This is a genomic window from Streptomyces sp. NPDC029044 (assembly GCF_040637495.1).
In the GTDB taxonomy this organism is placed as follows: Bacteria; Actinomycetota; Actinomycetes; order Streptomycetales; family Streptomycetaceae; genus Streptomyces.
Genome location: NZ_JBEZWN010000009.1, coordinates 157,097 through 173,371 on the forward strand (window position 1 = coordinate 157,097; position 16,275 = coordinate 173,371).

General features: G+C 72.4%; 13 protein-coding genes. 9 read left to right on the forward strand and 4 right to left on the reverse strand.

Going from position 1 to position 16,275, the window contains the following annotated elements; all coding sequences use genetic code 11:
- Positions 1 to 36: 36 nt before the first annotated feature.
- Genes AB0E85_RS11390 through AB0E85_RS11410 form a run of 5 tightly spaced genes read left to right on the forward strand, consistent with a single transcriptional unit; the run spans position 37 to position 8,326 of the window.
- Positions 37 to 906 (forward strand): alkaline phosphatase family protein, encoded by an 870-nt coding sequence (locus AB0E85_RS11390; protein WP_361925052.1) that lies wholly within the window; start codon positions 37 to 39, stop codon positions 904 to 906.
- Entirely contained in the window at positions 903 to 3,836 is a 2,934-nt protein-coding gene (locus tag AB0E85_RS11395; protein ID WP_361924987.1) for a glycoside hydrolase family 2 TIM barrel-domain containing protein, read from the forward strand. The genes AB0E85_RS11390 and AB0E85_RS11395 overlap by 4 nt, the downstream gene beginning before the upstream one ends.
- Positions 3,837 to 3,883: 47 nt before the next feature.
- Positions 3,884 to 5,719, forward strand: coding sequence for a LamG-like jellyroll fold domain-containing protein (locus AB0E85_RS11400; RefSeq protein ID WP_361924989.1), 1,836 nt, complete (start codon positions 3,884 to 3,886; stop codon positions 5,717 to 5,719).
- Between the two features lie 25 nt (positions 5,720 to 5,744).
- Positions 5,745 to 7,445, forward strand: coding sequence for a PHP domain-containing protein (locus AB0E85_RS11405; RefSeq protein WP_361924991.1), 1,701 nt, complete (start codon positions 5,745 to 5,747; stop codon positions 7,443 to 7,445).
- A 53-nt stretch (positions 7,446 to 7,498) separates the two neighbouring features.
- Positions 7,499 to 8,326 (forward strand): PaaX family transcriptional regulator C-terminal domain-containing protein, encoded by an 828-nt coding sequence (locus tag AB0E85_RS11410; protein WP_361924993.1) that lies wholly within the window; start codon positions 7,499 to 7,501, stop codon positions 8,324 to 8,326.
- Here the strand turns inward: AB0E85_RS11410 and AB0E85_RS11415 are convergent.
- Genes AB0E85_RS11415 through AB0E85_RS11430 form a run of 4 tightly spaced genes read right to left on the reverse strand, consistent with a single transcriptional unit; the run spans position 8,317 to position 12,098 of the window.
- Positions 8,317 to 8,772: a MaoC family dehydratase gene (locus AB0E85_RS11415; RefSeq protein WP_361924995.1), complete on the reverse strand. Its 456-nt coding sequence runs from the start codon at positions 8,770 to 8,772 to the stop codon at positions 8,317 to 8,319. The two genes, AB0E85_RS11410 and AB0E85_RS11415, sit on opposite strands and share 10 nt — an antisense overlap.
- Positions 8,769 to 10,283 carry a long-chain fatty acid--CoA ligase gene (locus AB0E85_RS11420; protein ID WP_361924997.1) on the reverse strand — a complete coding sequence of 505 codons (1,515 nt, stop codon included), beginning with the start codon at positions 10,281 to 10,283 and terminating at the stop codon, positions 8,769 to 8,771. Before AB0E85_RS11420 ends, AB0E85_RS11415 begins: the two co-directional genes overlap by 4 nt.
- Positions 10,284 to 10,293: 10 nt before the next feature.
- On the reverse strand, positions 10,294 to 11,169 hold the full coding sequence (locus AB0E85_RS11425) for an amidohydrolase family protein (RefSeq protein ID WP_361924999.1): 876 nt from the start codon (positions 11,167 to 11,169) through the stop codon (positions 10,294 to 10,296).
- A gap of 11 nt (positions 11,170 to 11,180) precedes the next feature.
- Positions 11,181 to 12,098, reverse strand: a complete 918-nt coding sequence (locus AB0E85_RS11430) for an SDR family oxidoreductase (RefSeq protein ID WP_361925001.1) — start codon at positions 12,096 to 12,098, stop codon at positions 11,181 to 11,183.
- A gap of 200 nt (positions 12,099 to 12,298) precedes the next feature.
- Between AB0E85_RS11430 and AB0E85_RS11435 the strand changes: the two genes are divergently transcribed.
- The 4 genes from AB0E85_RS11435 (at position 12,299) to AB0E85_RS11450 (ending at position 16,261) form a co-directional block, all read left to right on the forward strand.
- On the forward strand, positions 12,299 to 12,724 hold the full coding sequence (locus AB0E85_RS11435; RefSeq protein WP_361925054.1) for a MarR family transcriptional regulator: 426 nt from the start codon (positions 12,299 to 12,301) through the stop codon (positions 12,722 to 12,724).
- An 80-nt stretch (positions 12,725 to 12,804) separates the two neighbouring features.
- A complete protein-coding gene (locus AB0E85_RS11440; RefSeq protein WP_361925003.1) occupies positions 12,805 to 14,151 on the forward strand; it encodes an MFS transporter in 1,347 nt (448 codons plus the stop codon).
- Entirely contained in the window at positions 14,148 to 15,521 is a 1,374-nt protein-coding gene (locus AB0E85_RS11445; protein WP_361925005.1) for a prolyl oligopeptidase family serine peptidase, read from the forward strand. The genes AB0E85_RS11440 and AB0E85_RS11445 overlap by 4 nt, the downstream gene beginning before the upstream one ends.
- Positions 15,518 to 16,261: an IclR family transcriptional regulator gene (locus tag AB0E85_RS11450; protein WP_361925007.1), complete on the forward strand. Its 744-nt coding sequence runs from the start codon at positions 15,518 to 15,520 to the stop codon at positions 16,259 to 16,261. Before AB0E85_RS11445 ends, AB0E85_RS11450 begins: the two co-directional genes overlap by 4 nt.
- Positions 16,262 to 16,275 lie beyond the last annotated feature (14 nt).

The window sequence follows — 16,275 nt, forward strand, 5'->3', positions numbered from 1 at the left end:
TCCGAGGCCCGACGCCCCAAGGTCCTCGTCGTCGGCATGGACGGCCTGCGCTACGACCGGCTGACCCGCTCGCCGGCCAACGCCCCGGTGCTGCACGCCCTGATGGCCGCAGGCGCCGTCGGCACGAGCCTGCTGCCCTACGGCCGGGCCGACGACGAGCCTTCGACCGGCGTGGCCTACACCGACTCCGGGCCCGGCTGGTCGAGCATCCTCACCGGCGTGTGGCCCGACCGCCACGGGGTCACCGGCAACGACTTCAAAGGCGCCGACTACGCCCGCTACCCCGACTTCCTGACCCGCGCCGCCCGCGCCCGGCCCGGGCTGCGCACGGCGGCCGCGGTGTCCTGGCCGGCCCTTGTCCGGCGCGGCACCCTCGGCCGGACCATCGGCCGCCGTGTACGCCACAACGGTGAACGCAGGGGCTACGAAACCGCGGACCGCCGCGTCACCCGCACCGCCCTGCGCTGGCTCACCAAGTCCGACCCGGACGTCCTGTTCGTGTACCTCGGCGCCACCGACGAAGCCGGCCACGCCACGGGGCCCCTCTCCCCCGCCTACGACCGGGCCCTCCTCGGCCAGGACGCCCACCTCGGGCGGCTGCTGGAGGCGATCGACGCCCGGCGTGCGGTTCCCGGGCGCCCCGAGGAGCACTGGACCGTGCTGGTCACCACCGACCACGGGCACCTCGACGCCGGTGGCCACGGCGGAGACTCGCGTGCCGAACGGGAGGTCTTCGTCCTCCTCACCGAGCCCGGCGGACCTGCGGGCACCCGGCTCGACACGCCCCGCCTCATCGACATCGCCCCCACCGTCCTGAACCGTCTCGGCATCCCCCTCGACCCCGCCTGGGGCCTACAGGGCCGCGTCCTGCCCGGGCGCGCCGCACCGACTCCGGAGTGGTCATGAACGACGCACACCCCGACCCCCTGATCGCCCTGCGCCCCTGGCGGGCACCCGAGCTGACCTCCTGGGGCCGGCTGCCGATGAACGCCGTCGACCGGCGCCCCGGCGCCGTCCCGCTCGACGGCGACTGGCGCTTCCAGCTGCTGCCCGCGCCGGACGCCCCGCCCGGGGAGGTCTGGTCGTCGTCGTACGTACCCGGCGTGTGGACCCTCCAGGGCACGGACGATCTTCCGCAGTACCTGAACATCCGCATGCCGTTCACCGAGTTCCCGCCGGAGGTGCCCGCCGCCAACCCGACCGGGGTCTACGAGCGGGCGGTCGACGTGCCCGCCGAGTGGGCCGGGCGGCGGATCGTGCTCCAGGTCGGGGCCGCCGAGAGCGTGCTGCTGGTGCACGTGGACGGGCGGCCCGTCGGGATCTCCAAGGACTCGCACCTGGCCGCCGAGTTCGACCTCACACCGGTGGTGCGCCCCGGGGAGCGGGCCACCGTGCGCCTGACCGTGGTGAAGTGGTCGGACGCCTCCCACATCGAGGACCAGGACCAGTGGTGGCACGGCGGGATCACCCGCTCGGTGCTGCTGTACGCCACCGACCCGCTGCATCTCGCGGACGTCACCGTGCGGGCCCGGCGGGACGGCGACCTGCTGGTGGAGTGCCGGGTGCGGGACGCGGGCGGGGCGCTGCCCGAGGGCTGGTACGTCAGCGGGGAGCTGGACGGGCAGCTGCTCAGCCAGGACGCCGAGTTCGACCGGGCCAACGCCGAGGACGAGCGCGTCTCCGACTTCCTGGGCGAGGCCCGGCTGCGCACCGCCGTGCCTCAGGTGCGCACCTGGAACGCCGAGACGCCCGAGCTGTACGGCCTGACCGTCCGTCTGCACCGCGCCGACGGCACCGTCGCCGACACCTCCGGGCACCGCGTCGGCTTCCGCGACGTCGAGATCGTCGGCCGGGACCTGCTGGTCAACGGCGAGCGGGTGTTCATCCGGGGGGTGAACCGGCACGACTTCCATCCGCTGACGGGGCGCACGGTGTCGTACGACGACATGCGCGCCGACCTCGTCCTGCTGAAGCGCTTCGGCTTCAACGCGATCCGCACCGCGCACTACCCGAACGACCCGGCCCTGTACGACCTGGCGGACGAACTCGGTTTCTACGTCGTAGACGAGGCCGACATCGAGTCCCACGACCACGCGCACGAGATCGCCGACGACCCGCGCTACCTGAACGCCTTCGTGGACCGGGTCTCACGGATGGTGCTGCGGGACAAGAACCACCCCTCCGTCATCATCTGGTCCCTGGGCAACGAGTCCGACTACGGGGCCAACCACGACGCGGCGGCGGGGTGGGTGCGCCGGCACGACCCGACCCGGCCGGTGCAGTACGAGGGCGCGGCCAAGCGCGGCTGGGCGGATCCGGACCTGGCCTCCGACATCGCCTGCCCCATGTACGCGCCGCTGGAGGAGTGCCTGGCGCACGCCGTGTCCGGCACCCAGACCAAGCCGCTCATCCAGTGCGAGTACTCGCACGCCATGGGCAACAGCAACGGCACGCTGGCGGACCATTGGGCGGCCATCGAGGCCACCCCGGGTCTTCAGGGCGGGTTCATCTGGGAGTTCTGGGACCACGGCATCCTCCAGCGTGTGAACGACGGCAGACCGGCCGGGCGTGGGGGCGCCGGGCTCCATGACAACGGTGTCGCCGCGCCCGGGCACCGCTGGGCCTACGGCGGCGACTTCGGGGAGACGGACCACGACGGCGCCTTCATCGCCGACGGTGTCGTCTTCCCCGACCGGACCCCCAAGCCCGTGATGTTCGAGCACCGGGAGATCGCCGCGCCGGTGCGCATCGACCGCTTCCGGCACGAGAGCGTCGTGCTGGGCAACCACCAGCACTTCCGTGGCCTGGACTGGCTGTCCGGCGAGTGGGAGCTGTCCCTCGCCGACGGCACCACCCTGACGGCTCCCGCCGAGCTGCCCGGTATCGGGCCGGGTGAGACGGCCGCGGTGCCGCTGCCGTTCGACCTGCCCGCGCAGGGCGGCGAGGCGTGGCTGACGCTGCGGGTCACGACGGCCGGGGACGAGCCGTGGGCACCGCGGGGCACGGTCGTGTGCCTGCCTCAGGTGCGGCTGCGGGCGGCTCCCCCGCCGGTGCACACCCGGGTCCCGGACGGTCCGGTCGAGGTCGACGACGAGGGGCTGCTCGTCCATCCGCTGCTGACGGCCGCTCCCGTGCTGTCGCTGTGGAGGGCACCGACCGACAACGACGAACTGGGCGGCATGGCGGCCCGCTGGCGACACTGGGGGCTTCAGGCGCCCGCCCGCAAGATCGTCTCCGTACGGCGTGAGCCGGGCCGGGTGACCGTGGTGTCCGACCACGTCTGCGCGGGCGGGACCGTCCGGCACGAACAGGTGCTGACGGCCATGGACGGCGCTCTGATCGTGGACGAGAGCGCCGAACTGCCCGAGGCGCTGCACGACGTGGCCCGGGTGGGGACGGTGTTCGAGACGGTCCCCGGGCTGAACCTGCTGGAGTGGTTCGGGCAGGGCCCCTGGGAGTCGTATCCGGACCGGGCCGCCGGCGCGCCCGTGGGCCACCATTCCCTTCCGGTCGACGAGCTGTTCACGCCCTATCTGCGGCCGCAGGAGAGCGGCGGGCGGCACGGCGTGCGGCGGTTCACGCTGTCCGCGCCGGACGCCACCGGGCTCGCGGTGCGGCTGGACCGGCCCCGCCAGGTCTCCGTGAACCGGTATCGCGCGGCCGGACTCGCCGCCGTCGCGCACCATGACGAACTGGTGCCGCGGGCCGGGTGCGTGGTGCACATCGACGCGGCGCACCGCGGGCTCGGCACGGCGTCGTGCGGACCCGACACCTTCGCTTCCCACCTCGTCGCGGCAGGAGTCCATCGCTGGAGCTGGACACTGCGCGTTCTCTGAGTTCTCCCCCTCCCGATCACCCGTCCCCGTCACCTCCTGGAGCACCCGTGTGCCTTTCGCATGACCACGACCCGGGCGAGGCGCCCCAGGCCGGTGCCGCGCGGCGCGGCTTCCTCCGCGCCACAGCGCTGCTCGGCGTGACCGCAGCCGCCGTCACCGCGCTGCCGGCCGTCACCGCCGAGGCGGCGACCGCGGCGTGGCGGCCCGACCCCGACAGCCGCCGCTTCACGCTCGCGGTGATGCCGGACACGCAGTACCTCTTCGACGGGCCGAGCATCGACAAGGCGCCGGTCGAGGCTTCGCTGCGGTATCTGCTGGAACACGGCAGGGAGGAGAACATCGTCTTCCTGTCCCACCTCGGCGACCTCACGCAGAACGGCGCGACGGAGGAGTTCGCGGCGATCGGCGAGGCGTTCCGGCTGCTGGACCGGCGCGGCGTCGGCTACAGCGTCCTGGCCGGCAACCACGACGTGAAGTCGTCCACGACCGACCAGCGCGGCGCGACGCCGTACCTGGACGCCTTCGGGCCGAAGCGGTTCGCGGGGCAGCGGACGTTCGGCGGGGCCTCGGCCGACGGCTACAACACCTTCCACCTGTTCACCGCGGGCGGCCGCGAGTGGCTGGTCCTGGCGCTGGACTGGCGGCTGTCGCCGCAGGGTTACGCATGGGCGAAGGGCGTCCTGGCGAAGCACCCGAAGACGCCGGTGATCCTCACGACGCACGAACTGGTCGTGGCGGACGACACGTTGTCGGAGTACGGGCAGCAGCTGTGGGACCGGCTGATCGAGGACCACGACCAGATCTTCCTGGCGCTCGGCGGGCACTACTGGCCCGCCGGCCGCGCGCTACGGAAGAACGCGGCCGGGCACGACGTCCACCTGCATCTGACGAACTACCAGAACCGGTACTTCGGCGGCGCGGCCATGATCCGTCTGTACCGGTTCGACCTGGACCGCGGGGTCATCGACGTGGAGACGCTCTCCCCCTGGATCCTCGGCCGGGCCGCGAAGGGGCTCAACGAGCTGGAGCGGCAGGAGATGGAACTGAGCGGCGAGGCCGACCGGTTCTCCGTCGAGATCGACTTCGACCAGCGCTTCGCCGGATTCGCGCCCGTGCCCGCCCGTGCGGCCCGGCCCGCCTCGAAGATGCTCGTCCCGGGGACGATGGCGTACTGGCGCTTCGACAGGCCGGTGGACGGCACGGGCGGCACGGTGCGTGATCTGTCCGGGCGGGGCAACGACCTCTCCCTCGTCCCGGTCGGGGGCGGCGCGCTGGGCTGGTCGGCCGACCACCACCCCGACCAGCCGGGCCACGGCAGCCTGGAGTTCCAGGGGTTCAAGTCCCCTCTGAAGGGCGCCTACCTGCGCACGGTCGACGGCGCCCCGCTGAGCCGGGCCACCTTCGAGGACGGTTACACCATCGAGGCGTTCTACCGGCTGCCCGCCGACTGGGACCCGGATCACAACGCCTGGTCGGGTCTGGTCTCCCGCACGGGCACGGGCGGCGCCGCCGGGAAGACCGCCGACGATCCGGACGAGCCGCTGGCCACGCTGTCGCTGTCCAACGACCGGGAGCCGCAGTGGGCGATGCGCCCGCTCAACCAGCAGGGCATCGCCACCAACTGGGGCCAGGAGACGCCGCTGGAGACGTGGTGGCACCTCGCGGTCGTCAACGACGGCCGGCACACCACGTTGTACGTAGAGGGCTGCCCGGTGCTGCGCAACCCCAAGGCCTCCTCCGTCGGCATCACCTCCGTCGGGCTGCCGTGGCTGCTGGGCGGCTACGAGTACGGAGGGAAGATCGACCAGATCTTCCACGGCCGGCTCGGCGACGTCCGGATCGTCGCCAGGGCGCTGCCCGTCACCTCTTTCATGAATCACTGACCTCACAGAACGCCGAGGATCCGTCATGACCGAGCAGCAACTGCCCGCCTGGGCCGACCCGTCCGTCTCCGCCACCGCCCTCGATCCGCAGGGTGTGTCCCGCCGCGGGCTCCTGCGCCGCGCGGGCCTGTTCGGCGCCGCGTTCGCCCTGGGCTCGGCGGCGACGCCGGCTCTGGCCGACGGCCGCCGGCCGGGCGGCGAGGACCCGCGCCTCGTCTACCTCGCCGGCGACCACCACGTCCACTCCGTGTACAGCCATGACGCCAAGTACACCTTCTCCCAGCTGGCCGCCGCGGGCGCCGAGTACGGCCTGGACTGGATGGTGTTCACCGAGCACTCCAACTTCGGGCACGCCGACTTCGGGGCCGCGCTGGAGCACCGGGAGATCCTCGACGCGCGGGCACAGAACCCGCGGCAGCTGATCTTCCAGGGCCTGGAGTGGTACATCCCGGCGGCCGAGCACTGCACGGTGTTCACCGCGCCCGGTCCGCACGAGGTCGACGTGCTGACCCGATTCGAGCGCGCCTACGACGGCAAACTCCTCGCCTACGACAAGGGCGGCGCCACCGACGCGGACACCGCCCGCAACGAGGCGCACGCCGTCAAGGCACTCAAGTGGCTTGACGCGCAGCGGCGTTCGGGCTACGTCGACGACGTGCTGGTGCTCGCCAACCATCCGATGCGCCTGGGCATCGACTCCCCGCACGAGATGCGCAACTGGCGGGACGCGGCGCCCGAGATCATGATCGGCATGGAGGGCGCGCCCGGCGCCCAGGGCGCGGCCATCCCCGGCTGGCGCGGGGCGAACTCCATCCGCGGCGAGTACGAGAACAAGCCGTCCGCACAGTCCTGGCCCGGCTATCCGGCGGACGCCTATCTGACCTACGGCGGCTTCGACTGGGCGACGGCGACCGTGGGCGGGCTGTGGGACTCGATGCTGGCCGAGGGCCGGCTGTTCTCGGTCACCACCAACTCCGACGCCCACCGGATCGTCTTCGACACCTGGAAGAACGGCGACTGGCAGCCCGGACAGACCTTCGACAGCACCGGCAGGCTGCCCGACCCCGTGAACACCGGCACCCCGCAGCCGGGCAGCGACTTCTGGCCCGGCCAGTTCAGCCGGACCCACGTGGGCGTGACCCTCCCCCACTACCTGAACGGTGTGGGCGGTGCCCCCATCGGCTACCGCGCGGTGATGGCGGGGATGCGGGCGGGCCGGGTGTGGCTGGACCACGGGCATCTGCTCGACGGGCTGGAGGTACGCCTGATCCGGGACGGCGACCGGGGCCGGGGCGTGACGCTCGGCGGCCGGCTGCGGGTGCGCAAGGGCGAGAAGCTCACCCTGAACGTCACGGTGACGACCTCCTCCCGGCCCAACCCGCAGGGCACCCTGCCCGAGTTGGCGCATGTCGACGTCATCCGCGGCGCGGTGCGCGGCCCGGTCGCCGACCGCGACACCTGGAAGGCCCCGGACACCCGGGTCGTCCGGACGCACGACGTCTCCGGCCGCACGGGCACCTACACCCTGCGCATTCCGCTGACCGCCGGCGAGGAGTCCTTCTACGTCCGGCTGCGCGGCAGCGACGGCAACCGGAACGGCACCGGGTACCTCGGTGCCTCGGTCGATCCGCGCGGGCCGGTCCCGCACGCGCCCGGGGACGGTGACCCGTGGGCGGACACCTGGTTCTACTCGAACCCCGTGTTCGTCGACGTCGAGGGGGCCTGACCGCCGGGTACCAGCAGGTCACGGACTGATCGGGCGGAGGTACCGTGGGCCGCGTGACCGGTGAAGAGTCGCTGCGGCCCCAGTCCCTCATGCTGACGTTCCTGGGCGACCAGGTGCTCGGCCGTGACGTGTGCGTGTACTCGGGCAGCGTCATCGACGTGTTCGCCCGTGCCGGGATCGGCGAGCAGGCCACCCGCTCCACACTGACCCGCATGGTGGGCCGTGACCTGCTGCGCCGCCAGCGCGAGGGCCGCCGCATGTACTTCGGGCTCACCGAGCGCTCGGAGGCGGTGCTGCGCGACGGCGCGCAGCGGATCTGGCAGACGGGTGCCGTCAACCGGCGGTGGGACGGCACCTGGACGCTGCTCGGCTTCTCCCTGCCGGAGTCCTGGCAGCGCCAGCGCCACGACCTGCGGTCCCAGCTGACCTGGAGCGGCTTCGGTCCGCTCTTCAACGGTTTGTGGATCGCCCCGGGCGAGGTCGACGTGTCGGCCCTGGTGGCCGAGCTAGGTCTGTCCGCCCACGTCAAGGTCTTCCGGGCGCACGCGGACACCGGCACGGACATCGGCCGGATGATCGAGGAGACCTGGGAGCTGTCCGAACTGGCCGAGCGCTACGAGGGGTTCGCGGGGCGCTGGCAGCACTGGGAGGACGACCTGCCGGACGCCGACGACGCCCTCGTGCTGCGCCTGCGCCTCCAGACGGAGTGGCTCCAGATCGTCCGCCGCGACCCACGGCTGCCGGTCGAGCACCTGCCCGCCGACTGGCCGGCCGAACCGGCCGAGAAGACGTTCCGGACCGTGCACGAGCGCCTCTCCCCCCTCGCCCACGAGGCGTCGAAACACCTTCTGGACCTGGTGCCGGCGCGGCCTCAGGCGTAGAAGCGCGACAGGCTCATCAGCACCGCCGCCGGCTTCGTGGCCCCCTCGATCTCGATGGCGCCCTCGACAGTGATCTGCACACCGCCCGGCACGTCCTCGGCCTCGGCGAGTTTCGCCGTCAGGCGGATGCGGGAGCCCACCTTCACGGGGGACGGGAAACGCACCTTGTTGAGGCCGTAGTTGACCTTCGTGGTCACGCCTTGGACGTCCAGCAGCTCGGTGAACAGGGGGATGAACAGGGAGAGCGTGAGGTAGCCGTGTGCGATGGGCGCGCCGAAGGGGCCGTCCTTGGCTCGCTCGGGGTCCACGTGGATCCACTGGTGGTCGCCCGTGGCGTCGGCGAAGGTGTTGATGCGCTCCTGGGTCACCTCGATCCACTCGCTGGTGCCGAGGTCGCTGCCGGCGAGCTTCTTGAGTTCGTCGAGGCCGTTGACGGTGAGGCTCATGCGGATCCTTCCTGGGTGCCGTAGCGCGTACGGACACGGGACTTGAGGAGTTTCCCGGAGGCGGTGCGCGGGAGTTCGTCCGCGAGGACCACCGACTTCGGGATCTTGTACTTGGCGAGGCGGCCGGCGAGGGACGCGAGCACCTCGTCGGGGTCGAGGCCGGCGCCCTCGCGGGGCACGACGACCGCGCGCGGCACCTCGCCCCACTTGTCGTCCGGCACCCCGATCACCGCGCACTCGACGATGTCCGGGTGGGCGAGGAGCTGGTCCTCGATCTCGGCGGGGTAGATGTTCTCGCCGCCGGAGATGATCATGTCCTTGATGCGGTCGACGATGTGGACGTAGCCGTCCTCGTCGATCCGGGCCGCGTCGCCGCTGCGGAACCAGCCGTCCGCGAAGGACGCGGCCGTCTCCTCGGGCAGCCCCCAGTAGCCGGGCATGACGTGCGGGCCGCGCACCACGACCTCGCCCACCTCGCCGACGCCGGCCGGTGACAGGTCGGGCCGGACGACGCGGACGTCGCTGAAGAAGTGGGGAACACCCGCCGATCCCGCCTTGCTCACGGCGTGCTCGGCGTCCAGGAACAGCGTGCCGGGGGCGGCCTCGGTCATGCCGTAGCCCTGGAGGAAGGTCAGTCCGCGTTCCTGGTAGGCGGCGATGAGCGGGGTGGGGACCGGGGAGCCGCCGCAGGTGAGGATGCGGAGCGAGGAGAGGTCCGCGTCCGGCCAGCGCGGGTGTCTGGCCACCTGGTCGAACATCGTGGGCACGCCGAACATGAAGGTGATCCGGTGCCGTTCGATGAGGTCGAAGGTGGCGTCCGGGTCGAAGGCGTGGACCAGGACGCAGGTGCCGCCCTTCAGCAGGACCGGCAGGGTCAGCATGTTCAGGCCCGCCGTGTGGAACAGCGGGGCGGAGACCAGGGCGCGTTCGTCGGCGATCAGGTCGGTGTCGACGAGGACGTTGACGGCGTTCCAGGTGAGGTTGCCGTGGGTGAGCATGGCGCCCTTGGGGCGGCCGGTCGTGCCCGAGGTGTACATGATGATGCAGGTGTCGTCGGCGCCGACCGGTTCGTCGATCGGCTCAGCGGGCGCCTCGGCGACGGCCGCCTCGTACTCGCCGCCGACCTCCAGGTAGACGCGGACGTCGGTGCTGCCGGGCAGGCCCGCTACCAGTCCGGCGTAGGAGGGGCCGTAGACGAGGGCACGGGCGCCGGAGTCGGCGAGCTGGTAGGCGATCTCGGGTCCGGCGAGGCGGATGTTGAGAGGGACGAAGACCGCGCCGAGCGTGCCGGCCGCGAACAGGGTCTCCAGGTAGGAGGGGTGGTTCGGGCCGAGGTAGGCGATGCGGTCGCCGCGGCGCACGCCCCGGGCGCGCAGGGCGTGGGCCAGGCGGGTGGTGCGGGTGTGGAGCGTGCCGTAGTCGGTGGCGTCCTCGCCGTGGATCAGGGCGGTGCGGTGCGGGGTCTTGCGGGCCCGGCGTGCGGGCCATGACCCCAGTCCCTCGTTGCGCATGTCACGCCCCTTACGGTTTCGTCAGCCCGAGCAGGCGGGCGGCGTTCTCCTTGAGGATCTTCGGCCGGACCTCGTCCTTGATCGTCAGCTTGCCGAAGTCGGCGAGCCAGCGGTCGGGGGTGAGGACGGGGAAGTCGGAGCCGAAGAGGACCTTGTCCTTGAGCAGGGTGTTCGCGTACTGCACGAGCTGCGGCGGGAAGTACTTCGGCGACCAGCCGGACAGGTCGATGTGGACGCCCGGCTTGTGCGTGGCGACGGCCAGGGCCTCGTCCTGCCAGGGGAAGGACGGGTGGGCCAGGATGATCTTCAGGTGGGGGAAGTCGGCCGCCACGTCGTCCACGTGGAGGGGGTTGGAGTACTTCAGCCGGATCCCGCCCCCGCCGGGGACGCCGGCGCCGATGCCCGTCTGGCCGGTGTGGAAGAGGGCGATCGTGCCCGTCTCCTCGATCACCTCGTACAGCTCGTACGCCACCGAGCGGTCGTTGGGGAAGAAGCCCTGGATGCTGGGGTGGAACTTGAAGCCCTTCACCCCGTACTCCTCGACCAGCCGCCTCGCCTGCCTGACGCCCGCCTTGCCCCGGAAGGGGTCGATGGAGGCGAAGGGGATGAGGACGTCGGCGTTGGCGGCGGCCGCCTCGGCGACCTCCTCGTTCGGGACGGGCGGGGTTCCGGTGGCGGACTCGGCGTCCACCGTGAAGATCACGGCGGCCATGTTCCGCTCCCGGTAGTACGCCGCCGTCTCTTCCAGGGTCGGCTTCCGCTTGCCCTCGACCTTGAAGTAGGTGGAGGAGGCGTCGTGCAGGTCGTCGTCCAGGGAGGAGTGGCCCTTGGAGGACACCTCGGCGTGCGTGTGGACGTCGATCGCGACCAGGTCGTCGACGTTCATCGAGGGGTCCATCACGCCTCCGGGAACTTCGGCGCCGGGATGCCGACCGACTGGAGCTCGGCACCGACCGAGGTGGGCCAGGCGTCGGCGAGAGCGGCGGGGGTCCAGCCGCCGTCGGCGTAGGCCGCCCTGATCTCCTGCGGATGCGACCAGAGTGCCACCTTGTCGCCGCCGATGCCGATGGCCTGGCCGGTGACGCCCCGGGCGGCCTGAGAAGCCAGGAAGGGGACCAGGGCCGCGCAGTCCTCGGGAGTGCCGAAGCCCTCGCCCTTGCGCAGGAAGTCCGGCAGCGGCTCACCGCCGCGCATGGCCTCGACGTACGGGGCGAAGGCCGGGATCGTCTCGGTCATCGCGGTGGCCGCGACCGGCACGATCGCGTTGACCGTGATGCCCGCGCGGCCCAGCTCCATCGACCAGGTGCGGGCCATCGCCGCGATGCCGGCCTTGGCGGCGGCGTAGTTCGTCTGGCCGAAGTTGCCGCGCTGCCCGGCCGGGGAGCCGACCAGGATCAGCGAGCCGCCCTCGCCCTGCTCGCGCATCCGGACGGCGGCGGCGCGGGCGCAGGTGAAGGTGCCCTTGAGGTGGGTGGTGATCACCGCGTCGAAGTCCTCGTCGGTCATCTTCCACAGGACCTTGTCGCGCAGGATGCCCGCGTTGGTGACGAGGACGTCCAGTCGGCCGAACTCCTCGACCGCGCGGTTCACCAGCCGCTCGGCGGCCTCGGTGGTGCCGACCGGGACGACCTCGGCGACGGCCTTGCCGCCCGCTTCCGCGATGGACTTCACGGCCGCCTCGGCCACGGCCTCGTCGACGTCGTTGACGACCACGGACGCGCCGTGGGCGGCCAGGGCGTGGGCATAGGCGAGGCCGAGGCCCCGGCCGCTGCCGGTGACGACGGCGGCCTTGCCGGTGAGATCGATGCTGGGCACGGGCGGGTCCCTTCACGAGCTGATGCGGGTGGTGCGGCTTCGAGATCGAAGCTAAGAGCAATAATTGTTGACGTCAATAGTTGTTGGAGACCTGCGGGTGCGGGATGCTGGAATCAGCAGCAAGCAGCACCGAGCCCAGGGAGCCCGCCATCACACGCGAGAACGTCACCGCGAAGCCCATCGACGCCCACGAGCCGTGGATGCGCGGACTGCACGCCGACACGGGCTACCTGCTGTACCGGCTGGGCCTGCGCTCGGGGCAGCTCTTCAACGCCTGCCTCCAGGAGTCGGGTCTGCGCCTGCGCCACTACGCCGTGCTGCGTTACCTCGCCACCACGGACGGCGCCCTTCAGCGCGAACTGAGCGCGCGGCTCGGCTACGACCCGAGCGCGATCGTCGGCCTGGTCGACGACCTGGGGAAGCTGGGCTTCGCCGAGCGCCGCCCCTCCCCCGACGACCGCCGCAGCCGGATCGTCGTCCTGACCGAGAGCGGCAACGGCTTCCTCCGGGACACCGACGAGGCCGGCCTGCGGGTGACGGGTGAACTGCTGGGCCCGCTGGACCCGGCCGAACGGGAGACGTTGCACGCGCTGCTGCTGCGCATCGCCGAGGACGGCCTGAACTGATGTTGTGCAAATGATTGACGGCTGCACGTTGGATGCATAACTTCACGGACCAACCGCGCCCCGTCCCCAGGGAGCCCACCGTGCAGCCATCCCCGCTTTCCTCTCAACCGTCCCCCGATTCACGGCAGTTGCGGCGCGTCGCCGTCTCCGGCCTGCTCGGCACCACCGTCGAGTTCTACGACTTCCTCGTCTACGGCACGGTCGCCGCGCTCGTCTTCGGCGAACTGTTCTTCCCGCGGGCCGACCCGGCGGTCGGCACCATCGCGGCGTTCGGCACCTTCGCCGCGGGTTATCTCGCCCGTCCCCTCGGCGGCATCCTCTTCGGGCACTTCGGCGACCGGCTCGGCCGCAAGTCGATGCTGCTGCTCACCATGGTCCTGATGGGCTGCGGCAGCTTCCTCATCGGCCTGCTGCCGACGTACGACACGATCGGCGTCTGGGCGCCGGTGCTGCTCGTGGCCCTGCGCGTGGTGCAGGGCATCGCGATCGGCGGCGAGTGGGGCGGCGCGATGCTGATGGTCGTCGAGCACGCCGAACACGCGCGGGGTTCCCGGCGCGGCCTGTGGTCCAGCTTCACCCAGCTCGGCGCCCCGCTCGGTTCCGTGCTGTCGGCCGGTGTGGTCACGCTCGTCGCCACCCTGCCGGACGACGACTTCCGCTCCTGGGGCTGGCGGGTGCCGTTCCTGCTGAGCATCGTGCTGCTGGGCGTCGGCCTGTTCGTGCGGCTGAAGGTCGCCGAGAGCCCGCTGTTCGCGCAGGTCAAGCAGGAGCCGGTGGCCCGGCCGCCGATCGTGGAGGTGCTGCGCCGCCCGAAGCCGGTGCTGCTGGCCGCCTGCGTCGGCATCGGCGCGTTCACCGCCCAGTCCCTGCTGACGAGCTTCATGATCTCCTACGCCGTCGACGAGGGGTACACCCGCCCGCAGGTGCTGACCGCGGTCACCATTGCCTCCTGTGTGGCCCTCGTCGTCCTGCCCGCCGCGTCCGCGCTGTCGGACCGGGTCGGCCGCCGGCCCGTCGTGCTCGCCGGCGCCGTCGCCTCGGCCGCGCTCGCCTTCCCGGTGCTGGCCCTGGTCGACTCCGGCTCCCCCGGCCTGCTGATCCTCGCTCTGGCGCTCGGCCACGGCGTCGCCCAGTCCACGATGTACGGCCCCCTGGGCGCCCTGCTCACCGAGATGTTCGGCACCCGCGTCCGGTACACCGGCGCCTCCCTCGGCTACCAGGGGGCGACCCTGATCGGCGCCGGGTTCTCCCCGCTGATCGCCGGCAGTCTCCTGGCCTCCTTCGGCGGCGGCAGCACCCCGGTGTCACTCCTGCTGTGCGCCGGCGCGGCCGTCACGGCGGTCACCGTGTGGCGGCTGCGCGAGACGCACACGGACGCGCTGGACTCCCCCGCCGCCGCCCCCGCCCTGGAAGGAACCCCGCGTTGAGGATCCGCCTCGTCTCACTGACGACCGCCTGCCTGGCCCTGGCGGCGACCGCCCTGCCCGCGCAGGCCGCCGCCGCGGACACCCACCTGGAGGGCCGGCTCCCGTCCGGCGCCGCCTACGTGATGGACGTCCCCGCGTCCTGGAACGGCACGGTCCTGCTGTACAGCCACGGCTACACCCCGGCCGGGGCGCCCAACCCCGCCCAGAACACGCCGGGTCCGGCCGCCCGCGACAAGCTGCTGGCCGGGGGCTACGCCCTGATCGGCTCCTCGTACGCGACGAACGGCTGGGCGATCACCGAGGCGGTGCCCGACCAGCTCGCCACGCTTGATGTGTTCACGCAGGAGTTCGGGGCGGCCCGGCGGACCCTGGCCTGGGGCACCTCCTACGGCGGCTTCGTGACCAGCGTGCTCGCCGAGCGGCACGCCGGCCGGTTCGACGGATCGCTGTCGATGTGCGGACTGGTGCAGGGCGGTGTCGCGAACTGGAACAGCACCCTGGACCCGGTGTTCGCGCTGCGCACCCTGCTCGCCCCGGACTCCGGTGTCCGGCTCGCGGGGTTCGCGGACCAGGCCGAGGCGGTGGCCGCCGGCAAGGCGCTCACCTCGAAGGTCGACGCGGCCCAGCGGACCCCCGAGGGCAGGGCCCGGATCGCCCTGGCCGCCGCCCTGCACGACATCCCCGGCCACAACGACCCTTCGCAGACCCGGCCGGACCCCACCGACCACGGAACGGCCCAGGCCAACCACTACGCCGCCGTCCGGGGGCTGCTCCAACTGCCCGCGTTCAGCTGGCGGCAGGAGGCCGAGAGCCGCGCGGGCGGCAACCCGTCCTGGAACACGGGCGTCGACTACCGCTCGATGCTCGTACGCTCCCCGCTGTACAAAGAGGTGACGGAGCTCTACAAGGAGGCGCGACTGTCCTTGCGCACCGACCTCTCGGCCCTGGGCCGGGCACCCCGGATCGCCGCCGACCCGTCGGCGGTGCGCTGGATGCGCGGCACCAGCGTGCTCTCCGGCCGCCTCACCGACCCCCAGCTGAACATCCACACGACCGGTGACGCCCTGATCCCGGTCCAGGCGGAGAGCGCCTACCGGCGGGCCGTCACGGCGGCGGGCTCCGCCGGGCTCCTCCGCCAGGCCTACGTCGACCGCCCGGGCCACTGCACCTTCACCCCGGGCGAGACACTGGCCGCCCTGCACACCCTGGAGCACCGCCTGGACACCGGCCGCTGGGACGCCTCACCGGGCGCCCTCAACTCCCGCGCGAGCGCCGAGGACCCGACGGTCGCGCCCCGCTACCTCCCGTACCGCCCGAGCACCTACCCCCGCCCCTACGATCTCGCCCACCCGGGAGACGCCCGGCCATGACCGCCCCCACCGCGCCCGACCGGCTGCTGTCCGTGCTCGCGGCCTTCGACCACGAGCATCCGGCGCTGTGCCTGACGGACATCAGCCGGCGGGCCGGGCTGAGCCTGACCACGGCGCACCGGCTGGTGGGCGCGCTCACCGACTGGGGCGCCCTGGAGCGGGACGAGTCCGGCGTCTACCACGTCGGGCTGCGGCTGTGGGGGCTCGCGGCGCTGGCCCCGCGCGGCCTCGCCCTGCGGCAGATCGCGCTGCCGTACCTGGAGGACCTGTACGAGGCGACGCACGAGAACGTGCAGCTGGCCGTGCGGGACGGCCGGGACGTCGTCTACACCGAGTGGCTGTCGGGGCGGTCGGCGGTCGGCGTGCACATCCGCGTCGGTGCCCGCTGGCCGCTGCACGCCACCGGGGTCGGGCTCGCCCTGCTGGCCCACGGCGATCCGGTGTTCCGGAAGGAGTACTGCGAGGGCGGACTCGCGTCCTTCACCCCGTACACCATCACCGAACCGGAGCGGCTGCGGCGGGTGCTCGCCGAGGTGCGCAGGTCGGGGATCGCGGTGAGCGACCGTCAGGTCACGGAAGACGCCCTGTCGGTGGCCGCTCCAGTGCGCGGTGCGGACGGCACCGTGACCGCCGCCGTGTCGATCGTGGTCCCCCACGCGGACGCCCAGGTGCCGGTCCTGGGCCCGGCGGTGCGGATGGCGGCGCGGGGGATCTCGCGGGCGCTGGGGTGGCAGCCCTGAGCAACGGACGGGTT

Excerpts from the sequence above, each read along its gene's own strand:
- AB0E85_RS11405 (WP_361924991.1), top strand. The coding sequence starts at position 5,745 with ATGACCGAGCAGCAACTGCCCGCCTGGGCCGACCCGTCCGTCTCCGCC.
- AB0E85_RS11420 (WP_361924997.1), bottom strand. The coding sequence starts at position 10,283 with ATGCGCAACGAGGGACTGGGGTCATGGCCCGCACGCCGGGCCCGCAAG.
- AB0E85_RS11435 (WP_361925054.1), top strand. The coding sequence starts at position 12,299 with ATGCGCGGACTGCACGCCGACACGGGCTACCTGCTGTACCGGCTGGGC.
- AB0E85_RS11390 (WP_361925052.1), top strand. The coding sequence starts at position 37 with ATGGACGGCCTGCGCTACGACCGGCTGACCCGCTCGCCGGCCAACGCC.
- AB0E85_RS11415 (WP_361924995.1), bottom strand. The coding sequence starts at position 8,772 with ATGAGCCTCACCGTCAACGGCCTCGACGAACTCAAGAAGCTCGCCGGC.
- AB0E85_RS11425 (WP_361924999.1), bottom strand. The coding sequence starts at position 11,169 with ATGAACGTCGACGACCTGGTCGCGATCGACGTCCACACGCACGCCGAG.
- AB0E85_RS11450 (WP_361925007.1), top strand. The coding sequence starts at position 15,518 with ATGACCGCCCCCACCGCGCCCGACCGGCTGCTGTCCGTGCTCGCGGCC.
- AB0E85_RS11395 (WP_361924987.1), top strand. The coding sequence starts at position 903 with ATGAACGACGCACACCCCGACCCCCTGATCGCCCTGCGCCCCTGGCGG.